24 protein-coding genes are annotated in these 20,307 nt (G+C 36.0%); 7 read left to right on the plus strand and 17 right to left on the minus strand.

Going from position 1 to position 20,307, the window contains the following annotated elements:
• Window positions 1–46: 46 nt before the first annotated feature.
• Window positions 47–397 (minus strand): YlbF family regulator, encoded by a 351-nt coding sequence (locus BN3107_RS14075; protein WP_058308276.1) that lies wholly within the window; start codon window positions 395–397, stop codon window positions 47–49.
• A gap of 83 nt (window positions 398–480) precedes the next feature.
• A complete protein-coding gene (locus BN3107_RS14080) occupies window positions 481–1,605 on the minus strand; it encodes a DUF445 family protein (RefSeq protein WP_058308277.1) in 1,125 nt (374 codons plus the stop codon).
• Window positions 1,606–1,689: 84 nt separating this feature from the next.
• Between BN3107_RS14080 and BN3107_RS14085 the strand changes: the two genes are divergently transcribed.
• The 4 genes from BN3107_RS14085 (at window position 1,690) to BN3107_RS14100 (ending at window position 6,123) form a co-directional block, all read left to right on the plus strand.
• Complete coding sequence (locus tag BN3107_RS14085; RefSeq protein ID WP_058308278.1) at window positions 1,690–2,964, plus strand: YheC/YheD family protein; 1,275 nt, start codon at window positions 1,690–1,692, stop codon at window positions 2,962–2,964.
• 55 nt (window positions 2,965–3,019) lie between these two features.
• Entirely contained in the window at window positions 3,020–3,205 is a 186-nt protein-coding gene (locus BN3107_RS14090; protein WP_058308279.1) for a hypothetical protein, read from the plus strand.
• Window positions 3,206–3,281: 76 nt separating this feature from the next.
• Complete coding sequence (locus BN3107_RS14095; RefSeq protein WP_058308280.1) at window positions 3,282–4,178, plus strand: PucR family transcriptional regulator; 897 nt, start codon at window positions 3,282–3,284, stop codon at window positions 4,176–4,178.
• An 844-nt stretch (window positions 4,179–5,022) separates the two neighbouring features.
• Window positions 5,023–6,123 (plus strand): ABC transporter ATP-binding protein, encoded by a 1,101-nt coding sequence (locus tag BN3107_RS14100; protein WP_058308281.1) that lies wholly within the window; start codon window positions 5,023–5,025, stop codon window positions 6,121–6,123.
• 62 nt (window positions 6,124–6,185) lie between these two features.
• On the opposite strand, the gene BN3107_RS14105 is transcribed toward BN3107_RS14100, so the two are convergent.
• The 6 genes from BN3107_RS14105 to BN3107_RS14130 form a co-directional block, all read right to left on the minus strand.
• The gene (locus tag BN3107_RS14105; RefSeq protein ID WP_058308282.1) at window positions 6,186–6,440 is read right to left on the minus strand and encodes a hypothetical protein; all 255 of its coding nucleotides are present in this window, start codon (window positions 6,438–6,440) and stop codon (window positions 6,186–6,188) included.
• Between the two features lie 102 nt (window positions 6,441–6,542).
• The gene (locus tag BN3107_RS14110) at window positions 6,543–6,746 is read right to left on the minus strand and encodes an alpha/beta-type small acid-soluble spore protein (protein WP_018933661.1); all 204 of its coding nucleotides are present in this window, start codon (window positions 6,744–6,746) and stop codon (window positions 6,543–6,545) included.
• Between the two features lie 94 nt (window positions 6,747–6,840).
• Window positions 6,841–8,226, minus strand: a complete 1,386-nt coding sequence (fumC, locus tag BN3107_RS14115) for a class II fumarate hydratase (RefSeq protein ID WP_058308283.1) — start codon at window positions 8,224–8,226, stop codon at window positions 6,841–6,843.
• 70 nt (window positions 8,227–8,296) lie between these two features.
• A complete protein-coding gene (gene yabG / locus BN3107_RS14120; protein WP_058308284.1) occupies window positions 8,297–9,157 on the minus strand; it encodes a sporulation peptidase YabG in 861 nt (286 codons plus the stop codon).
• A 104-nt stretch (window positions 9,158–9,261) separates the two neighbouring features.
• The gene (locus tag BN3107_RS14125; RefSeq protein ID WP_058308285.1) at window positions 9,262–10,095 is read right to left on the minus strand and encodes a M15 family metallopeptidase; all 834 of its coding nucleotides are present in this window, start codon (window positions 10,093–10,095) and stop codon (window positions 9,262–9,264) included.
• Window positions 10,096–10,257: 162 nt separating this feature from the next.
• A complete protein-coding gene (locus tag BN3107_RS14130; RefSeq protein ID WP_058308286.1) occupies window positions 10,258–10,503 on the minus strand; it encodes an IDEAL domain-containing protein in 246 nt (81 codons plus the stop codon).
• A gap of 221 nt (window positions 10,504–10,724) precedes the next feature.
• On the opposite strand from BN3107_RS14130, the gene BN3107_RS14135 reads away from it, so the two are divergent.
• Window positions 10,725–11,600: a cation diffusion facilitator family transporter gene (locus BN3107_RS14135; RefSeq protein WP_058308287.1), complete on the plus strand. Its 876-nt coding sequence runs from the start codon at window positions 10,725–10,727 to the stop codon at window positions 11,598–11,600.
• 679 nt (window positions 11,601–12,279) lie between these two features.
• On the opposite strand, the gene BN3107_RS14140 is transcribed toward BN3107_RS14135, so the two are convergent.
• The 9 genes from BN3107_RS14140 to BN3107_RS14175 form a co-directional block, all read right to left on the minus strand.
• A complete protein-coding gene (locus BN3107_RS14140; RefSeq protein ID WP_058308288.1) occupies window positions 12,280–12,816 on the minus strand; it encodes a GNAT family N-acetyltransferase in 537 nt (178 codons plus the stop codon).
• A gap of 21 nt (window positions 12,817–12,837) precedes the next feature.
• A complete protein-coding gene (locus BN3107_RS14145) occupies window positions 12,838–13,131 on the minus strand; it encodes an AzlD domain-containing protein (RefSeq protein ID WP_077065131.1) in 294 nt (97 codons plus the stop codon).
• A complete protein-coding gene (locus BN3107_RS14150) occupies window positions 13,128–13,841 on the minus strand; it encodes an AzlC family ABC transporter permease (protein ID WP_058308290.1) in 714 nt (237 codons plus the stop codon). Before BN3107_RS14150 ends, BN3107_RS14145 begins: the two co-directional genes overlap by 4 nt.
• A gap of 18 nt (window positions 13,842–13,859) precedes the next feature.
• Complete coding sequence (gene map / locus BN3107_RS14155; protein ID WP_058308291.1) at window positions 13,860–14,624, minus strand: type I methionyl aminopeptidase; 765 nt, start codon at window positions 14,622–14,624, stop codon at window positions 13,860–13,862.
• A 651-nt stretch (window positions 14,625–15,275) separates the two neighbouring features.
• On the minus strand, window positions 15,276–15,386 hold the full coding sequence (locus BN3107_RS19465; protein WP_073198928.1) for a YjcZ family sporulation protein: 111 nt from the start codon (window positions 15,384–15,386) through the stop codon (window positions 15,276–15,278).
• Between the two features lie 91 nt (window positions 15,387–15,477).
• Window positions 15,478–16,230, minus strand: coding sequence for an SDR family NAD(P)-dependent oxidoreductase (locus BN3107_RS14160; protein WP_058308292.1), 753 nt, complete (start codon window positions 16,228–16,230; stop codon window positions 15,478–15,480).
• Between the two features lie 9 nt (window positions 16,231–16,239).
• Window positions 16,240–17,376 (minus strand): trans-sulfuration enzyme family protein, encoded by a 1,137-nt coding sequence (locus tag BN3107_RS14165; protein ID WP_058308293.1) that lies wholly within the window; start codon window positions 17,374–17,376, stop codon window positions 16,240–16,242.
• Window positions 17,377–17,472: 96 nt separating this feature from the next.
• Window positions 17,473–18,315 carry a DegV family protein gene (locus BN3107_RS14170; RefSeq protein ID WP_058308294.1) on the minus strand — a complete coding sequence of 281 codons (843 nt, stop codon included), beginning with the start codon at window positions 18,313–18,315 and terminating at the stop codon, window positions 17,473–17,475.
• Window positions 18,316–18,401: 86 nt separating this feature from the next.
• On the minus strand, window positions 18,402–19,406 hold the full coding sequence (locus BN3107_RS14175) for a DoxX family membrane protein (protein WP_058308295.1): 1,005 nt from the start codon (window positions 19,404–19,406) through the stop codon (window positions 18,402–18,404).
• A gap of 69 nt (window positions 19,407–19,475) precedes the next feature.
• Between BN3107_RS14175 and BN3107_RS14180 the strand changes: the two genes are divergently transcribed.
• Both BN3107_RS14180 and BN3107_RS14185 read left to right on the plus strand, forming a co-directional pair.
• Window positions 19,476–19,682 (plus strand): hypothetical protein, encoded by a 207-nt coding sequence (locus tag BN3107_RS14180; RefSeq protein WP_058308296.1) that lies wholly within the window; start codon window positions 19,476–19,478, stop codon window positions 19,680–19,682.
• A 301-nt stretch (window positions 19,683–19,983) separates the two neighbouring features.
• The gene (locus BN3107_RS14185; protein ID WP_058308297.1) at window positions 19,984–20,205 is read left to right on the plus strand and encodes an HAD family hydrolase; all 222 of its coding nucleotides are present in this window, start codon (window positions 19,984–19,986) and stop codon (window positions 20,203–20,205) included.
• Window positions 20,206–20,307 lie beyond the last annotated feature (102 nt).

Genomic DNA, 20,307 nt, shown 5'->3' on the forward strand with positions numbered 1-20,307 from the left:
AAAAAAATGAGTTACAGCAGATATTGCTGTAACTCATTTTCAAATATTATTGTTCTTGTGCACCGTATAATTCTTCTAACGGCTTTGTAATAATACGGCTAAGATCATTAATAAGCACGTTTACGCGTTGTTCTTCTTCCATTAATTTAGATATATCTTCATGTTGTTGAACAAGCTCCACAACTTGTTTCGCTTTTTCTACTTCTTCTTCAGTAATTTCCATTCCTTGCATTTGTTTTTGTTGTAATTCTAATTGCGTGTTTCGGAAATTATCAAACATTTGCTTCGCGTTTGGATCAGCCATTACTTTATCATAAGCAGCTTTTAAATCCTTGTATTCTTCGCTTTCCTGAATTGCTTGTTCTAGCTCATGTGCCTTGTCATTTACATTTGACATAAAATAAAATCCTCCTAAAATATAAAACATCTACTGTAGATTTTAGATATTACCTACATATACTTTACCACTATAACAAAGATTTAAATCATGATAAAGAGTAGCGCCTGAATTAATCCAATCAAACCACCTAATAACGCACCTAGATAGGTAATTAATTTAAATTCTTTACGCGAAATCGACAGAATGATTTCTTCGATCCGGGAAGTTGGGAAAGAAGAAACTTGGTTCTCAACCATTTTTTCCACTTCTAATTGGTTTAATATTTCTGGTAAACTCGTCGAAAGTTTATTAAAAAGTTGATCCGTTAAAAGTGGGATTATCTTTCGTTTGATTTGATCTATAAAAGGCACCAGGATTGTTTGAATTGGTTTTTGCATCCAATTTTCAACGGGTAATTGCTCCTGAATAAGTTTATTTAACAAATGTTGCGTTTCTTCTTTTTCAAATACGGTTTCGATGATTGATATCTCTTGTTCAAGTAGATTGGACCATTCCTGATGGACAGCTCGAGAGATCCATTGATAACCTTCCTCCGAGCTTAGATATTCGATCACTAATCGTTGTACTTTTAATGCTAATTCCTCACCACTAAACATCGATAACACCATATTTCCTAAAAAACCTTTGGACTGGGCATATTGCTGAATCACTTGCTCCATTTTTTGACGTGTTTCTTCATTGTTTAGAAGATCAATTCCTTTATTTCTAATAAATCCAGAAGCCTTATCGATATCTTGCTCTGTCACAGCTTGTTCCAACCAAAGTTTGATCGGTTTGTCACGATGTTGTTGTAAGTATACACGGACCTGTTCCATTATTTTTTCTGCAATCTTTTCCTTTAGCAGATTTGCTTGAAGATTGATTCCCAGCTTGTCAGATAGTTGTTGAATAGATGTAGACTGTAATAAAAAGTGGTCGAATTCTTTCTCGATTTTTTTCTCCACCTTATGATGCAACTCACGATCTGCTAGCTTCTTTTGAATACTGTCTAGCGTTAACAAATGATTGACAACAAGTTGCCCTAATTGTTTGGCTAATTGATCCCTTCTTTTTGGAATTACTCCTGGTGTAAAGGGAATCTTCCACTTTCCTATATATTTTGCTTCATATGGTCGGAATAGCATTTTGATTGCAATGGAATTCGTCAATCCTCCAATAAAACTTCCAACACCAACCATAACAAGAATGATTAATAATGTTTCCAATCTTAATTTCCACCTTCCACTACGTATAGTTTGTCTTTCTTTTGCATATAATGAATTACCTTTCACAAGGAATGAGGGACCAGCATGCTACCAACTTTTCAAATTAAAGTTTACCACACTAATAAAAATAGAATAATTGTACCAAAATCTAACTATTATCAGATCAAAAATGTGAAGCTGATCCAACATGGATTAAAAAAAGTATCATGTGATATTTTAAGCCATAACCAGAAAAAAAATAGTGTCTACATTTCCTCTTCTATTATGAAACAATTGAATATAAAAAACCAATCTAATGTTATCATTCACAGACATAAAAATAGTTGTTCTATCTACTATTTGTTTGGCGTGTTTGTTCATCGTCAACCAGATAAATTAAAGCATGAGGCTCTTTATCAAGAGATGGCTAGAGTGGGGCACACGCTTGGATTTGAAACCATCCTATTTTCGACCCAAGATTTAGATCAGATATCTCATACAACACATGGATCAATTTTTCAAGAATCTAAATGGATAAAGATCGAAACAGATATACCTCCAGTTATATACAACCGCATCCCAAATCGTGCTATTGAAAATCACAAAACGATCAAAAAGGCTATAAACCACTTAAAAACTTCTTCCATTTTATTTAATCCTAATTTTTTTAACAAGTGGCAAGTTTACGATATATTAAAAAATTCTGATGAAGTCAATTATCTATTACCTGAAACTATATTCCATCCTTCTTCAGCTACAATTAACGAAACCTTAACACAGCATCCAGTCTATCTGAAGCCGGTCAAACACAATAAAAATCTTTATAGCTACTATATTGAAAAAGTGGATAACCGACTATTTGTCACGATATTCAATAAAAGCAAGGAATACAAATATTTTGAGAGTTGGGAGTTATTTTTTAATGAATATTTTCCAAAAGGAAGTCATCAATATGTGTTACAGGATGCGATTAGATATAAAGAATATCAAGAAAAGCCATTCCATTTTCGCCTATATACATTAAAAAATAGTGATCATGAATGGCAAGTCGCATTAAATTATATGAAAGAATTATCTTCCTCTTCTCACAACACGAACGAAACGGTTATTTCGTTATCCTCTGTTTTCACAAAAAATGAAGCTGGTGTTATGTTACAAAAGCTAGATAAAATTGCATTGAAGTTAAGCAACATTTTAGATACACATATGGATAAAAGCCTTGGTGAATTAGGATTCGACATTGCCTTAGATCAAGAAAATCGATTATGGTTAGCGGAAGTATATGCCAAGCCCAGTTGGGATGTATTCTATCATCCTCTAATGGCGTCAAAAGCAACATCTTATTTTACAAACTTTTTTAATGTGAACAGACTTAAATGACTCTGAATGATTTTAACATTTTTGTTCAAGCTAAGATCAATAGGAGGGAAAAAAGATGGCAAAACCTTCATCAAAAAATGAAAAAGATTCACGTGAGACTTACGAAGTAGATGTAGATCGTATGATTAACGAAGGGATGGCTGGCGGAACCACCTATTCACTTCACGGAAGAATGCAAATTGAACAAGCTAGAAAATTACCAAAAGAACACGAATCATTCCCAGCTGAAACCGAAGACTAACACACACTTACCATAGTGTGTGTTTTTACATTTCTTTGTTATAATAGATGTAAAGTTTAATGAAAGAGGCATCAATATGTTCACACAACTGCAATCAATGTTTCCTAATTTAATTACGATTACTGATAGTACAACCATGGATACTGTTTCCTATCAATGGTACGTAACAAGTAATAATGAAATTATAGGTGTACCTAAAGAGGAACTTACTAAGCGAGAAAGAGAATTATTAGAAATATTATTAACTCCATATAAAGCAAATCAACCACCAACTACAGACCGTGAAAAAATGTGGATGGATGTTTTATTTCATCATGAATTTCCAAAACAAATGTTAAAAGAAAAATTAAATAACTTTCATTTTGTCTATTTTTCTATCTCGGATGAAACAATCGATCCGGAATCCTTTCGAGAAGCGATTCATGGTCTATTCCCCGCCAAAACTCCAATCTTATGGGAAAATAACCATGAAGGCGTTATTATCCAGGAAGAGACCCAAGATTCAGAAGACTTCATTTCATATTCTGAAATCATTGAAGTTTTAACAACGGATTTCTATATGAATATCAAACTTTTTATAGGCCCAACGATCAAAAATATAAAGCAAGCACCAGAGTTTTATCACTGGATTAAAAAGTGTTATCACTTAACAACTAACCATAATCATGATGTGATGCATTACATAGAAGCAATTCCTTATCTATTTTTACAGGACATTAACGACAAAGAGCAAAAGATCATTATAGAATCGCTGTTGAATAATGTAAAAGAGGATGAAGAATTATTAAAGACCGTTCAAGTGTTTTTGGAATCCAACTCGAATACGACTCTAGCAGCAAAAAAAATGTATATGCACCGTAACAGTCTGCAATATCGCGTGGACAAATTCATTGAAAAAACAGGAATTGATGTCAAACAATTCGAAGGTGCCATCGCCATCTACCTTTGCCTTATTATGAGGACAAAATGGTAAAATAAGATGCGAAGTAACTTCAAACTAAACTCAAAGCAGGATGAGACAAAATAATTTTAAAATTAGATAAATCCAAATAACTGTGAAATAGTTTGTTTTTTCATGCGTATTTGGAAGATACTACGCAATAACTGATGAGTAACTATTAGCCAAAGTAGTAATTTTGAAATGATTGATGTACTAGACACCCGCTCCGGCTGCCCACTTCCCTTTCCGTGGTTTTTCCCCTCAGCTAACTTTTCCAAGCAAAGATCGCTTGAAAAAGTGGATCTTCAGGTAAAAAGTTACCACAGGAGTGAAAGTGGACGGCCTGCGCTAATATATTTTTTCTACAACTACTGTTACAGATGGCATCTTGAGCTTTTACTCCATTCAACGAATTTTTCACATGAGAGAAATAACATAATGCTACCTCACACTAACGTTGTAGGATATCAATTTAGCGCAGGCGTCCGCTTCCACTCCTACGGGATGTTTTTCTCCGAAGATCCACTTTGGCAAGCGGGTTTTGCTTTCCAAAGTTAGCTGAGGAGAAAAACCCGTGGAAAGGGAAGCGGACAAGCCGCAGCGACTGCTAAACAGACGTATCATGTCAAAATTTCCACATCATTTGTTGCACAGTATTCCAATACTACACAATAATGTATATTACTTCGTTCGTGTATGAGGTTAAGAAAATACTCCATTTCTTTAGGTTTATTTGTTCTTTTGACCAAGCTTTTGTAACCGTGCACAAACGAAACGACATTTTTTGTGCACGCTTTCTATTTACGATTAATTAAATTACTAGTAGAATGTAAAACATAGATGAAACGCTTTCAACAAAACTAGGAGGGAATACAAAATGGCAGAATTAACATTAAGAAACATTGACAAGGTATATAATAAAGGAGACGAAAAAGCGGTTGATAATTTCAACCTTGATATTAAAGACAAAGAATTTATCGTATTTGTTGGTCCATCTGGTTGTGGTAAATCAACGACACTTCGTATGATTGCAGGTCTTGAGGAAATTTCATCTGGAGAGTTTTACATTGACGACAAATTGATGAACGAAGTTGCACCAAAAGACCGTGACATCGCAATGGTATTCCAGAACTACGCACTATATCCACACATGAATGTATATGACAATATGGCATTCGGTCTTAAATTACGTAAATTCAAGAAAGACGAAATCGAGCGTCGTGTAAAAGAAGCAGCTCGTATTCTTGGACTTGAAGCATATCTTGATCGTAAACCAAAAGCACTTTCAGGTGGTCAGCGTCAGCGTGTTGCATTAGGACGTGCGATCGTTCGTGATGCAAAAGTATTCTTGATGGATGAGCCTTTATCAAACTTGGATGCGAAATTACGTGTGCAGATGCGTGCTGAAATTCAAAAACTTCACCACCGCCTGCAAACTACAACAATTTATGTAACACACGATCAAACAGAAGCAATGACAATGGCAACTCGCCTTGTCGTACTAAAAGATGGTGTTATCCAACAAGTTGGTGCGCCTAAAGAAGTATATGACAAACCGAACAACATTTTCGTTGGTGGTTTCATCGGTTCACCAGCAATGAACTTCTTTAATGGTACATTAGAAGAAGGTTCAATCAAGTTAGGTGATACAAATGTAGAAGTACCAGAAGGTAAAATGAAATTACTTCGTGAGCAAGGATATATCGGAAAAGAAGTTGTACTAGGTGTGCGCCCTGAAGATATCCATGATGAGCCAGTATTCTTAGATGCAAATCCTGGTAAGAAAATCAAAGCAACTATCGACGTATCTGAGCTAATGGGTTCTGAATCTTACCTATACTCTGAGGTAAATGGTCAAGAATTCGTTGCACGTGTTGATTCTCGTACAGACATTCATGGTGGCGAAAAAATTGATCTTGCATTCGATATGCACAAATGTCACTTCTTCGACAAAGATTCTGAACAAAGAATTCAATAATTATCAGTAAAGCGCATAGCCTGATGCTATGCGCTTTTTACTTTCACTTTAAAATATAAATACTATTGTAGTTCTTGTTCACTAATGATGAGCTCTTCGACATGATTACATACTGAACAAACTCCGACATGTACACATTGATGCTCTTTGCTTGAGTTCGGAAGTCCATCGATCATTTGAGCATTATCAGTTTCTATATATGGTGCATAATCTCCATAATAATCCACCAATTTGCCACCATCTAACATATGAGCATTACAGTTTGGGCAGGTATCTTGCATCTTATCTAAACCGTTACATAAATAACAAATATACATAGCGCTCCTCCAAAGAGATCGATCTACTATGCTTGATTAATCATCCATTTTACAAAAGGGAGACACATGTATTAAAGCGTCTCCCTTTTTCTTATCTAATCATTATTGTTGTTGGTTACCACCGAATTGTTGTTCAGCCATTGTTACTAGACGTTTTGTGATTTCTCCACCAACAGATCCGTTAGCACGAGAAGTAGAGTCTGCTCCTAAGTTTACACCAAATTCTTGAGCAATTTCATATTTCATTTGGTCTAATGCTTGTTCAACTCCTGGAACAACTAGTTGATTTGAATTATTAGTCGCCATCTTTGATCACCTCCTGTACACCATATTGTGAACAAAAAAGGGATCACTATGCTTGCTTTTACCTAGTAATTTATAGTAAAAAAACCAATTTTCATTATTTTGGATAGGTCATCTCTTCTGGTTTAATCCATTCATCGAATTGTTCTGCTGTTAATAAATCTAATTCAATGGCTGCTTCTTTTAATGTAGTGTTATCTGCAAAAGCTTTTTTGGCAATTTTAGCTGCATTTTCATATCCAATATGAGGATTTAATGCAGTTACTAACATTAAAGAATCGTTTAAATTTTTCTCAATTTGTTCGTGATTTGGTTCTAAGCCAATTAAACAACGATCATTAAATGATAGCATACTATCCGCTAGTAATTGTGCAGATTGCAAGAAATTATAAGCAATCACAGGTTTAAATACATTCAATTCAAAGTTACCTTGACTAGCTGCAATTCCAATCGTTGCATCATTTCCCATTACTTGCGTCGCTACCATCGTAATAGCTTCACTTTGAGTTGGGTTTACCTTACCTGGCATAATCGAGCTTCCCGGCTCATTCGCAGGAATCGTTATTTCGCCAATTCCACAACGCGGACCACTTGCTAACCAACGAACATCGTTGGCAATCTTCATCAAATCTGCTGCAAGACCTTTCAGTGCGCCATGTGCAAACACTAATTCATCATGGCTTGTTAAAGCATGAAACTTATTAGCTGCTGAGACAAAACTTTTGCCTGTATAGTCATTAATATTAGCTGTAACACGTTCTGAAAATTCTGGGTGGGCATTTAAGCCTGTACCAACTGCGGTACCACCAATAGCCAACTCTTTAACATAAGGTATACTCCTTTTAATCATGTCATCTGTTTTTTCTAACATGCGGTGCCAGCCACTTATTTCCTGGCCTAATGTTAAAGGTGTTGCATCTTGTAGGTGTGTTCGACCAATCTTAACAATATCATTAAATGTTTCCATTTTCTCTTTTAAGGTCTGTTTCATAGTGTCTAATGCTGGTAATGTCACATCTTCTAACTTACGAACTGCAGCTATATGTAATGCAGTTGGGTATGTATCATTGGAACTTTGAGATTTATTGACATCATCATTTGGGTGTAACGTAATTTCACTACCTTGTTCTTTTAACCATTCATTTCCGACGAATGCTATTACTTCATTGACATTCATATTGGATTGAGTACCACTACCGGTTTGCCATACTACTAATGGAAAGTGTTCAAATAATTCTCCAGCAAGTATCCGGTCTGCAGCGTGTTTAATCGCATCCGCTTTCATTTCATCCATTAAACCTAATTCACTATTAACAATTGCTGCACTTCGTTTTAGAATCGCAAATCCTTCAATGATTTCTTTTGGCATTGTTTCAATACCGATTGGGAAATTTTCTTTACTTCTTTGGGTTTGCGCTCCCCAGTATTTATCAGTTGCTACTTTAATTTCACCTATTGTATCACGTTCAATTCGAAAATCCATTATCCTTTTCCCCCTTAAGTTTTCTTCCACTTTATTGTATCAAAAAATAATAAAAAAATAGAGACAAAAGCTATTTTGTCTCTATATATGGTAAACCTGTACGGTAAAGACCTCTTGTTTCCATTCCGCCTAGACCTTTTTCACCTGTTAAGGTATTTTTTAAAACATCATATACATTTACCTTTTCCATAAAAGGTGTATACGCTACCTTCGCAACGACATATACGGGATCTAGCGCGTGAATGTTCACACGGTCTGGTGAGCTTGCAAAATTTGCCCCTGCTCGAATTAACGATTCAAAATGTGATTGACACGCCCCTGCAAAAATAATAAGCTGGTCTAAATTAGAAGACCAAGATCTCGCCTGCCTTACTGCTTCCACAAAAAAACGAGTATTTCGATAAGCTGCTAAATCTTTTTTACTTCCTTTGGTTTCCGAATAGGCGTCATGTCCTGTTACCACCATTATTTCTGGTTGGACTTTTTGTATCAAAGCATCTATTTCAAATGGCAAATCTTTTTCTTGTACGTAAACCCCGTGGACTTGCAATCCTAGTCGTTGATACAACTCGATGCACTTTTTTAAATAAAGGCGATCACCATCAATGTGTAATACTTTGACAGGCAATTGAAATCGTTGAAGGTTTCGCGGTTCCTGATTTTTGTGTTCATATTCTTTTTTTTCTTTCATTAATTGATAATCTTGACGAAAAAGACGATAAGAATACTCTTCTTTTTCTTTTATTTCCTCTTGTCTTTTTCGCACATCAGCTTCAGGTAAAATACGGAGATCTTCTTCAGGGGCGTCAGCTTCTAAACGAATATCTTCCCCATGAAGTAAGACTTTGTTTCCATTAATATTTTTCACACGAAAAACGATGTCATGTTTGTAGGAATATCGCGTCACAAGCATTCCTGTCATCAGATTCACTCAACCACCCCATCTAGAGCTTGCTAATATAGGCTATGTGCAAAGGGATAATTTGGTGAAAATCACTTAAAAAAAGATGCAACTAAAAATTCTTAGTTGCATCTTTATGGATATAGTCCAAAATATTCTTCTAATGTCGTTTGTGCCTGGTAGATTTCTGTTGCCATATCTTCTCCAACATAGCGTAAATGCCATGGTTCATAGCTATAACCGGTTATATCTTCTTTTCCTTCTGGATAACGGATAATAAATCCATGTTTATGGGCGTTTTCTTCCAACCACTTTCCTTCATCCGTCTCAATAAAACTTTGCTCTAAGACAGCTACAAGGGCAGCTGAAGCGACATCCATTGCAAGACCTGTCTGATGTTCACTTGTACCAGGCTTTGCAGAAAATTTATCGGCATGCTCTTGACCTTTCGTAGCAACATTGTTTTCATAAATTTGTTTCTGACGTTGATACGACCTGTAGCCGGAAACCGCAACAAGATCAAGACCATCTGTTTCTGCAGCTTGAAAAAGTTCCTCTAACGCATTTGCAGCAACTTGTCGCAATAATCGTTTCGGATCCCCTTCAGCAGCGTAATAAGAAACATTAGCCTCTACTAAATCATCTGGCTCATAACCATCAGGAAGTTTACGTTGTTTGTTGACAACTAGTTCTACACTTTTCGGATCATCAATAACTTTCAAGCCATCTTCTTCTTGTTCTACTGTATCGTCCGTTTGTTCGGATTCATTTGCTGTATCTTGCTCTGACATTTCTTCTTCATCTGTTTCTTCTTCAACTTCAGCATTTACTTCTACTATTTCTGGTTCTTTTTTATGGTCAGATTGATAATTTCTTTTATCTTGTTTTTCGGTTGAATAGCTCTCTTGTTGGCAGCTTATCAACAAAACGGAAACCATCAGAATAAATAGTATAGCTATTTTTTTCATTTTTATTTCCTTTCTGTGTCCATGTAACTAGTATTTGCTCTATTTACTATAACATATTGAAGTCGATTGCAATACACTTTGAAAGTACTATTTTATTGGAAAATAGCAAAAGCCCTTAAGTCATAAAACAAAAGCCTCGCCACAAAATGGCGAGGCTTGTTATTAAGATTCCCATATATAACTATTGAATGTTTTACTTAAAGTTTCGAAAGCTTCTTTATTATTCTCATCAATCGATTGATTTATATCTTCTTCTAAGCGTGCTTTATTCCAACTGAAACAAAGATCATCTAGAACAAGTTGTGACGCCAAACGAATTTCAAACGGTATTTCTCTTTTTGCTTTAAGTACTAATTGCTCATTTTTGTCAAACTTTCTTAACTGATAACTAAGCTTATGTTTTTTCATGGAGCACGCCTCCCTTTTTATACTCTATTTAAATAACATTGTATGCTGAAATGTTATTCTTGTGAATAGGTTATTAACCATTTCCCTTAAATTAGGAACTTAAAACGTATTCTTTATCACTCATAAGCAATATTTTCAGGGTTTAGGAAACACTAATGTGGACGTAAAATAGCTTTGTTTGATAAGCTTATCTTAGTATAAAGAAACAGCGGAGGAAAATTATGGATCAATATCATAAATTTAAAGAGGGAGAAAAGGGAGCATGGCTTAGCATTTTCACCTATATCTTTCTTGCTACTGTCAAATTAATTATTGCTACAATCGGAAATTCCTCTGCCTTACGTGCTGATGGATTAAATAATGCAACAGACGTTATCGCCTCCATTGCAGTCTTAATAGGACTTAAAATATCAAGAAAGCCACCAGATGAGGATCACCACTATGGACATTTTCGTGCCGAGATGATTGCTTCCCTTATTGCTGCCTTTATTATGATGACAATTGGTATTCAAGTATTAATTGATACCGTTAAATCGATTATCGTTGGTGAGTTTTCTCAACCTGATATGTTGACAGCGTGGACTGCTCTAGCAGCTGCTATCATTATGTTTATTGTATATGTCTATAACTTGCGACTAGGAAAAAAAGTAAACAGCGCTGCCTTGCAAGCTGCTGCCCAAGATAATAAATCAGATGCTCTTGTTAGTATTGGTGCTTTTATCGGGATTGTCGGTGCACAATTTAATTTATACTGGCTAGATCCTCTAGCAGGTGCTATTGTCGGCCTGATTATTTGTAAAACTGCTTGGGATATATTTAGCAATGCCACCCACACGCTTACTGATGGTTTCCATCCGAAAGAACTAGAAGGTATTAAGGAAAGTATTGATACACATCCAGATGTATTAGATATTAAAGATGTAAAAGGACGCCTGCATGGGAATCAATCATTAATTGAAGCAACGATATATGTTGATCCTTTACTCACGGTCGAGGAGAGTCATGAAATCACCGATAATATTGAGGAAAAACTAAAAGAAGATCATGATGTACCACACGCACATATCCATATTGAACCATATGACAATGAAACGTAGACAGTGATTAGACTGGCACATAAATATGTTTCTTAACATCAAACACAAAGAATGCAATATGTATTATGGCGTAATATACGGATACTACGCAACAAATGATGTAGTAATTTTGAGATGATGTGCGTGCTTAGAAACCGCTACGGCTTGTCCGCTTCTCTTTCCACGGGTTTTTCTCCTCAGCTAACTTTGGTAAGCAAAGATCACTTACCAAAGTGGATCTTCGGATAAAAACATCCCGTTGGAGTAGAAGCGGACGCCTACGCTACTTTAATATTTTACAACGCTAGTGTGAGGTAGCATTATGCCATTTCTCTCATCTGATAAATTCATTGATTGGAGTAACATCTCAAAATGTTAGCTGTCTTAATAGTTGTAGAACAAGTATATTAGCGCAGGCCGCCCACTTTCACTCCTGTGGTAACTTTTTACCTGAAGATCCACTTTTTTTAACGTTCTTTGCTCAAAAAAGTTAGCTGAAGAGAAAAAACCACGGAAAGGGAAGTGGGCAGCCGGAGCGGATGTCTAATACATCAATCATTTCAAAATTACTACTTTGGCTAATAGTTATTGCACAGTATTCTCCTACTACTCAATAAAAAAATCTAAACGATCTCATCTATTCGTTTAGATTTTCTGATTATATGCATTTATTTAATTCCCTGCTCCTTGGAGTCTCGCTTTACACTTGAATCAATTTCTGAAGAAGAATGTCAATATCTTTGAATCCATATGCCGTTTCTTGATAGGTATCGTATCCGATAGTTGTTTGATCTTCTTCTATTTTCGTTGCACCATATTTCAAATAAAATTGATGGGTTGGATTTTTGGTTAGTACCCAAATTAAAAGAGAACGGTAGCCTAATTCCTTCATTTCTTGGGCAAAGGATTTTAATAATCGTTTACCCAATCCTTTCCCCTGATGGCTTGGCATTAAATAAATTGCAAAAATCTCACCATCATAGCCGAAACGATCTGTACGTTCTTTTCCTCCCGAAATAAATCCAACAATTTCTCCTTGTTCTTCTATAACCGTAACAGGTTGTTGCTTTCGTGGTAATTTTAAGATCGTTTCCCATAAAATCTGACGATGTTCTACTGTCGTATTTGAAAGATCTTGTTCATTTATTAGGTTTTGATACGTTGCTTTCCAGCTGTTCACATGTACTTCCGCAATATCTTGAGCGTCTTCAATTCGTGCTTTTCTAATTGTATACATATGGTCTACACCCTAACCTTGTTATATTGTTAACAAAAATACGGTAATAATGGCACTTAACACAACTAGTATGACGTGAATTTTCAACCAAGCTAGTACGATTGCTACTCCTCCTGCGATCAAACCTATATAAGGCTTTTCAGGGATAACAGTCAGGATCCCAGGAAAAATAAGGGCGCCTAATGCTGCGTAAGGAATTGCTTTTAACCCCTTATTGGCCCACCCAGGAAATTGAATCCAATCTACAATATACGCAGGTATAATCCTTGGAATTACGGTCACTAATGCCATTCCTATAATGATAAGCCAAATCACACTTTTTCCTCCTCTAAAACAAAAATACCAACACATGCCCCTAGTATTGTTCCTGCCACTATACCCCAACCTTGTCCTATGTATGGACTTACAAGATAATTAATTAGCATCGCAGACAGACTAATAATAGCAATTCGTCCGTATTTTCGGACAGAAGGAATTAATAAACCGATGAACATTGCATATAAAGCAACACCCATACTCTGAGTTAGCTTTTCTGGGATAACATCTCCTAAAATCCCACCAAGGAATGAACCAAATACCCATGATAAATAAGAGGCAAGCATAATCGTACCGTAAAAAAAGTAGCCATTCTTTTGATTAACTTGCTTTTTATAAATAGATGATACGGAAAAAGTTTCATCGGTTAAACCCAGTGATAAAAAGAATTTCCATTTCATAGCGTATTGTTTAATTTGATTGATAAAAGATAAACTCATGACAAAGTGCCGTAAATTTAATACAAAAGTCGCAATAATAATTTCTGTGGCACTGACACCCAAACCAATCATACCAGCACCCATAAATTGCGCAGCACCTGCAAACACAAAAAGGCTCATGCCTGTAAGCTCTAATAAAGATAATCCTGCTTGCTTCGCTAACACACCATAAGCAATAGCGATTGGCAAATATCCAACCACTATTGGTGAACCAGCAATGAACCCATCTCTTATCTGCATCTTGATTATCTGTTTTTCCCCTAGGTCCATTACAACTGTGGCTCCTTCTTAATTGTCTTGAATATCGTCCTGATCCGTTAAGATAATCGGACCTTCTTTTGAAATAACTAAGGTATGTTCAAATTGGGCTGAACGCTCTCCATCGACTGTGCGTGCTGTCCAATTGTTATCATCCATTTTACTTTGCCAAACACCTTCGTTAATCATTGGTTCAATTGTAATAACCATACCTTCTTTTAAACGTGGACCTTTACCCGCTAAACCAAAGTGAGGAATTTGTGGATCCTCATGAATAGTTGGTCCAATACCATGACCAGTAAATTCCCGCACAACAGAATAGCCTTCTGCTTCCGCATATTGCTGAATTGCATGACCAATGTCACCAATCCGTTTACCTGGCATTGCTTGTTCGATCCCTTTATATAAAGAAGTTTTCGTTACTTCTAATAACTTTTCTGTTTTTTCATCAGGCTCTCCTACTGCATATGTCCATGCTGAGTCTGCTAGACCTCCATTTAAGTTGACTACCATATCTATTGTTACAATGTCACCTTTCACCAATTTTTCATCTCTAGGAAAACCGTGACAAATCTCATCATTTACGGACGCACATGTCGCATATGGATAATCACTATAGCCTTTCTGCTCTGGAGTTGCCCCGTGCTCTTCTAAGAATAATTCTACGAAATCATCAATTTCTTTTGTTGTTACTCCTGGTTTAATCAGTTTCGCAATTTCTCTATGACATTTTGCGAGCACTTTACCTGCTTCACGCATCATTTCTATTTCACGTTTACTTTTTCTTGTGATCATTTCTAAACTTCCTTTCTAAACCTATAGCAAATATCGTCTCTATAAAGTTTATCATATTTTTCATAAAAGATGTGTTCCATAACGTCAGAAAATCGAAACCACATTAGCAGCTTTTTTTGACTAAACAGCGAAGTACCTGTTACTGCTCACTTTGAAATTTTGATGAGTGGAATGCAAAAGCTCCATCCATTTACTTCGCTTTCCGCGGGCACAGCCTCAGCTTCCTCAGAAAAGCAAAGTGCGCTTTTCCTGCGGGATCTTCAGCTCGCGCTATTCCCGCTGGAGTCTTCGTAAATGGACTACGCTTAAGTAAAGTTCAACAAAGTAAGTAACAGCTAAAATATTGATATCAAAGGTTATTTCATCGTACTTGAACAGACATCTGCACAAAGCGGAGGAAAAATGCGACACTCCTGTGGGAATAGCACGAGCTGAAGATCCACTTTGGAAAGTGGTCTTCTTTCCAAAGTTAGCAGACCGCCGACCCCCGGAAAGGGAGTGTTTTTCCGTAGCGTTGGATTTACACTCATCTAAATTCTTTATAATAATCGTCACAGGTTCGCAGTTTGTGTCCACTTTCACGGTATGATTATATAGAAAACTAGCAAGAGAAGTGTTTCTCTTACTAGTTAGGATGTTACCTATTTTCTATTAGAAGCCGCCGTATCCCCATGAAGCACCGATGATAATTAACAGAATAAACAATACGACGATTAGGGCAAAACCAGAGCCATATCCGCCTCCATATTGTTGTGCACCCATCTTCATCCCTCCTTTAATACTTACACTTATAACGTATGTAGGCAAGGATAAAATGGTCAGTAAAAATTTCTAAAATAGGTAGATACCTATTTTAGAGAATATCTTTAACACTATAGTAGTCACCATTTTTGATCGCTTGTTCATCTAATAAACGATCGACTAAAACTTTTGCTACAACATCTGTATCACGAAGCTTATCTTCCGTTTTATAATTTTTGAATTGCTCCACATCAACAAATTGACTTGGATCTGCAGAACGAATTTCTCCTTGCATATCCGTGTCCATTATACTAGGATCAAACAAGAAAATTTTGTTATTCGTTTCTAATTTTTCTTGTTCTAGTGCAACCGTATCAGTATAGCGATCCAATCCAGCCTTCGTACTTCCATAAGCGTTCCAACCATAAACTGACCGGTTGGCTGCACCAGATGTGATATTTACAAGTACTAAGGGAATATCACGATCACGCCAGGCATCCAACCATAAATTCGTAATCACCATTGGCGCTAACAAATTAACATGAACATGTGACGTTAATTCTTCTGCGGATTGTTTCCCCACTTGTTCAATTGGTGATACTAAAGCTGCGTTTTGAACCAATTGTAAAGATTCGATTGGGTGCTCTTTCAAAAAGGCAATAATATCTAAAAATGTCTTTTCCGTTTGCTCGATATTAGCTAAATCGACTTGATAATGCTGATAACTACCAGGTAAATCAGCGTTTTCCAAAGCTTGATTTTCACCTCTTGCAAGACCAATCACATTTACAGAAGCTTCCATTAACAATCTTGCGATAGACGCACCAAGGCCTTTTGATGTTCCCGTTACAACTGCATATTTCATGATTTCACCTCATTTTTTAGCTTTCGTTAACGCATTTTCAAGCGTTGTGACGATATCATCGACATCTTCAATTCCTACTGAAATACGAACTAAACCTTTTGTAATACCTAATGCCTGTTGAGATTTTTTAGGCAAATTACGATGGGAAGTGCCGATCGGATAAGAAACAGTTGTCTCCACACCAGCTAATGTTGCGACAATTTTAATCCAATCCAGCGATTCAAAAAAGGTGTCAATATTTGCTTGATTAGTAATATCGATCGTGACAATTGCACCGTTTCCTTTTTCTGCTACAAATTCAGGATAATATACTTTGTCTACTGCTGCATGTTTCGCTAATGCTTTTGCTAATTTAGAGGCATTTTGGACATGTCTCTCCATTCGAACACTCAATGTTTTTAAACCTTTGACCGTTAACCAGGCTTCAAACGGACTCAAATTAGCTCCGAGGTTGACACATTTAGTTCTCGCTTTCGTTAGTAAGTCCTCATCTCCAACTAAAACACCCGCTGTTATATCGCTATGTCCTCCAAGATATTTAGTTGCACTATGGACAACCAAATTAACTCCTAAATGATAAGGCTGTACTAAATAAGGAGTTGCGAAAGTGTTATCAACCATTGTTTTCAAATTATGTTTTTTGGCGATTCGAACTACACGCTCTAAGTCCTCCACACGTAGCAAAGGGTTTGTGATCGATTCCGTGTACAATAACGCCGTATTCTTTCTTATTTCGGTTTCGATATCCTTTTCAAAAGAAACAAAGCTAACTTCGATTCCAAAACTTGTTAACTCATTTGCCAATAGTTCGTATGTACCACCATATAGATCTTCTGAAGCTAGAATGTGATCACCTGCTTTTGCAATAGCAAGAATCCCTACCATAATCGCTGACAATCCAGAAGATGTTGCAATTCCTGATGGTGCCGCTTCTAAGTTAGCAACAGCCTTTCCTAATTCATCGGTGTTTGGATTTCCAACACGTGTATAAAGATAATCTCTTTCACCATTATAAAAGTTTTCGATATCTTCCAAATTTTTAAAGGTAAACGCAGATGTTTGGTGAATTGGTGTTACTTTAGTTGGTACACCTTCATTTCTTTTCATCGTAACGTGCACGGACCTTGTATCAAAATGATGTCCCATTTTAACAATCTTCCTCTCTATCTCTTACATATCATTAATTATACTTTAACGCAAAAAATCAAGTTTTTCCAATTAGAAAAACTTGATTCCTTTCTATTAGTCACGCAACCAGGTAATACACATCGTGCCATATCCAGTATGAACACCGGCTACTGGAACCAATGTCTGAATATTTACTTTTAAGCCTGTATGAAGCTTCTCGATGTCTTCTTTCCATTTATGTGCCTGATCCTTGACTCCGGCATGTAAAATACAAATTTCTTTTAATTGATACTTTTCCATTACTTCATCTAATAACTGAAACATTTTTCGTGCTGCTCTTTTTTTAATACGGACTTTATCTTTTACAACCACTTTACCATTATCAAAACCTAATATTAAATGGATGTTTAATAGCGATGCAAATAGTGATTGAGCAGCACTTACCCTTCCGCTTTTACGTAATTGATCAAAACTTTGAGGCATTAGATACATCTGGGCAAATTCTGGATAGGACCTGAGTTTAGCAACGATTTGTTCAAAAGATGTTTTCTGTTTCGCCATTTCAACACCATTTTTGATCATTTTACCCAGTGCATAGTCCCCTATTTTAGAGTCAATTACTTCTACATCAAAGCCAACCATTTCTGATGCAGATATTGAACTTTGATATGTGCCTGTTAGTTGACTTGATGCATGTAGAGCTATGCCACAATCATACTCTTCTTTCAAACGTTCATACAATGTGATGAAGTCTCCGTAGGCTGGTTGACTTGTCTTGGCATCGTCACCGTGAATTTTTAATAAATCATAAAATTCTTCTTTTGAAATGTCGATATCTTCTCTATATGTTTTTCCCTTGATAATCACATTTAAAGGGATAATAAAGATATCATTTTTCTCTGCGTATTCTTTATCTAATCCGCAAGAGCTATCTGTAATCCATGCAATCTTTTTCATGATACTCGCCCCATTTCTTGCACGAGCTGTGCTATTTGTCTTAGCTACTATTTTACTTTATAACAGTGATCAAGTAAATCGACAAATTACGCAAATCGATAATAGACTAAAATAAAGGTAGCTAATATGAAAATAAAGTTTAAGAATACAAACACAAATTGATCAATTTTCGTTTTATGGATTTTTATTGGAGGGTGATAAAACGAAACCCCTTCAATAATAAAAATGATTAAGACAATATGAATCATCGCGTGTCCGATAATTTCTGTCATTCCAAATAAAAGGGTGGTGGAAACAAATATCAATGTTACCACTAAACCTAATATACGGTTGAGAATCCCTACAACTAATAAATAACCAACCACAAATTCTACAAATGCTGCCATAACAATAAAAATTTCAGGATCAAAGCCAAAGGTCGGTACATTGTGATTTACCACAATATCTAAGGTCATTGCTGGATAAACCCATTTTTCTACGGCAACCCAACATAAACTTAAACCTGTACCCAAGTAAAGGAATGGAAAACCCCATCTTTCCCATTTCGTTTTTCCAATAAATAATACGAAAATAATCGCTAGATAAAATCCATAGTCCAACATATAGAACCAACCGTAATCTTGCCATACCGTAATAAACAAGCCAAGCATTAGAAAGGCAGCGACCTTGGTGCTAATATGGGATGGTATTAGTAAAGCTACGATAATCATACCCATTACAACCGTTTGCCAACCATCTGTAATCTCAAATTCTGGTGCAAACATGGTTCCAGAAATTAGTTGGATAATGAATGCTAGTGCTGTACCATATTTTAAGATATAGCGGGAGTATTTTCTGATTCCATTTAAAAAGTTATCTATTTTTTCGGCATATGGAACTCTCATAAAGTAATCCATTACTTGCGATAAAACAGCTAAGATAATAGCAACGATGATGGCAAATGTTATAAAAAATGGTGATAAAATTTGCTCAATCGGAACTTTTTCTGGTTCTACTTCTGCAAACCATTTTACATGAGCGTATGCAGTAATCGGTGTTGCAAAAATTAAGGCAACGATAAATGATAATAATCCTTTTTTGTTTAGTGTCATGCCTTTTTCTCCTTTTTAAAAATTGTCTGAAGATATGATACCATAATAATGAAAGGAAATGATACATTTATGAAAAACGTGCAATTAGTATTAGATATTGGTGGTGTATTAGCTACTGATCTCGACAAATTTTGGGATGAACTCGTGTCACAAGCAAGCCTTTCTTATCAAGAAGTACGAAAAATTTATAAGAAAGAAATTCGCGAAAAACTCTGGCATGGTGAAATTTCAGAAGATTTTTTTGGAACTGGCTTAAAACTACTTTTCCCAATATAGACCTAAACTACTTACAAGATATCTTACCTAAAAGTCTTATCGAGCTAGAAGGTCTTCATTGTATTAAGAAATGGAGTAGAATTGCAGATATCCATATTCTAAGTAATCATCGTACAGAATGGATAGAACCGATATTAGATCAAATACGTCCATTTATAAAGTGAGACTTCAATCAGTGGGAATTTTAAACTTCCACTGATTGTTAGCGAAACTTATCAGGAAGTTAGCGTCCGTTTATCCCCACTTAGCTTCTTTGCTATCGCTCAACTCTTGAAGTGGGGGTTTTACGGACGATTACACCGTGATAAAAAGTGCCACTATATCAGCTGAGGTTAAAGCTGCGAAGCCTAATCAAAGAATTTATCAGATTTGTATGAACCAATTAGATGAAAATCGACCAATTCTTTTTGTTGATAACAAGAAAGAGAATTTAGAACCCGCTGAAAAACTTGGATGGCAAACTCTTTTAGCTGATCCAGAGAACTTATGGATTAATAAGGTGAACAGACAACTTTGTGATTAAGTTTGCTGAATTTACTCAAACTTTTGTGAATTTACTGGCAACTTTGCGAATTTACTGGCAACTTTGCGAATTTACTGGCAACTTTGCGAATTTACTGGCAAC

Origin of the sequence: Gracilibacillus massiliensis (assembly GCF_001458115.1) — a bacterium.
Taxonomy (GTDB): domain Bacteria; phylum Bacillota; class Bacilli; order Bacillales; family Amphibacillaceae; genus Gracilibacillus; species Gracilibacillus massiliensis.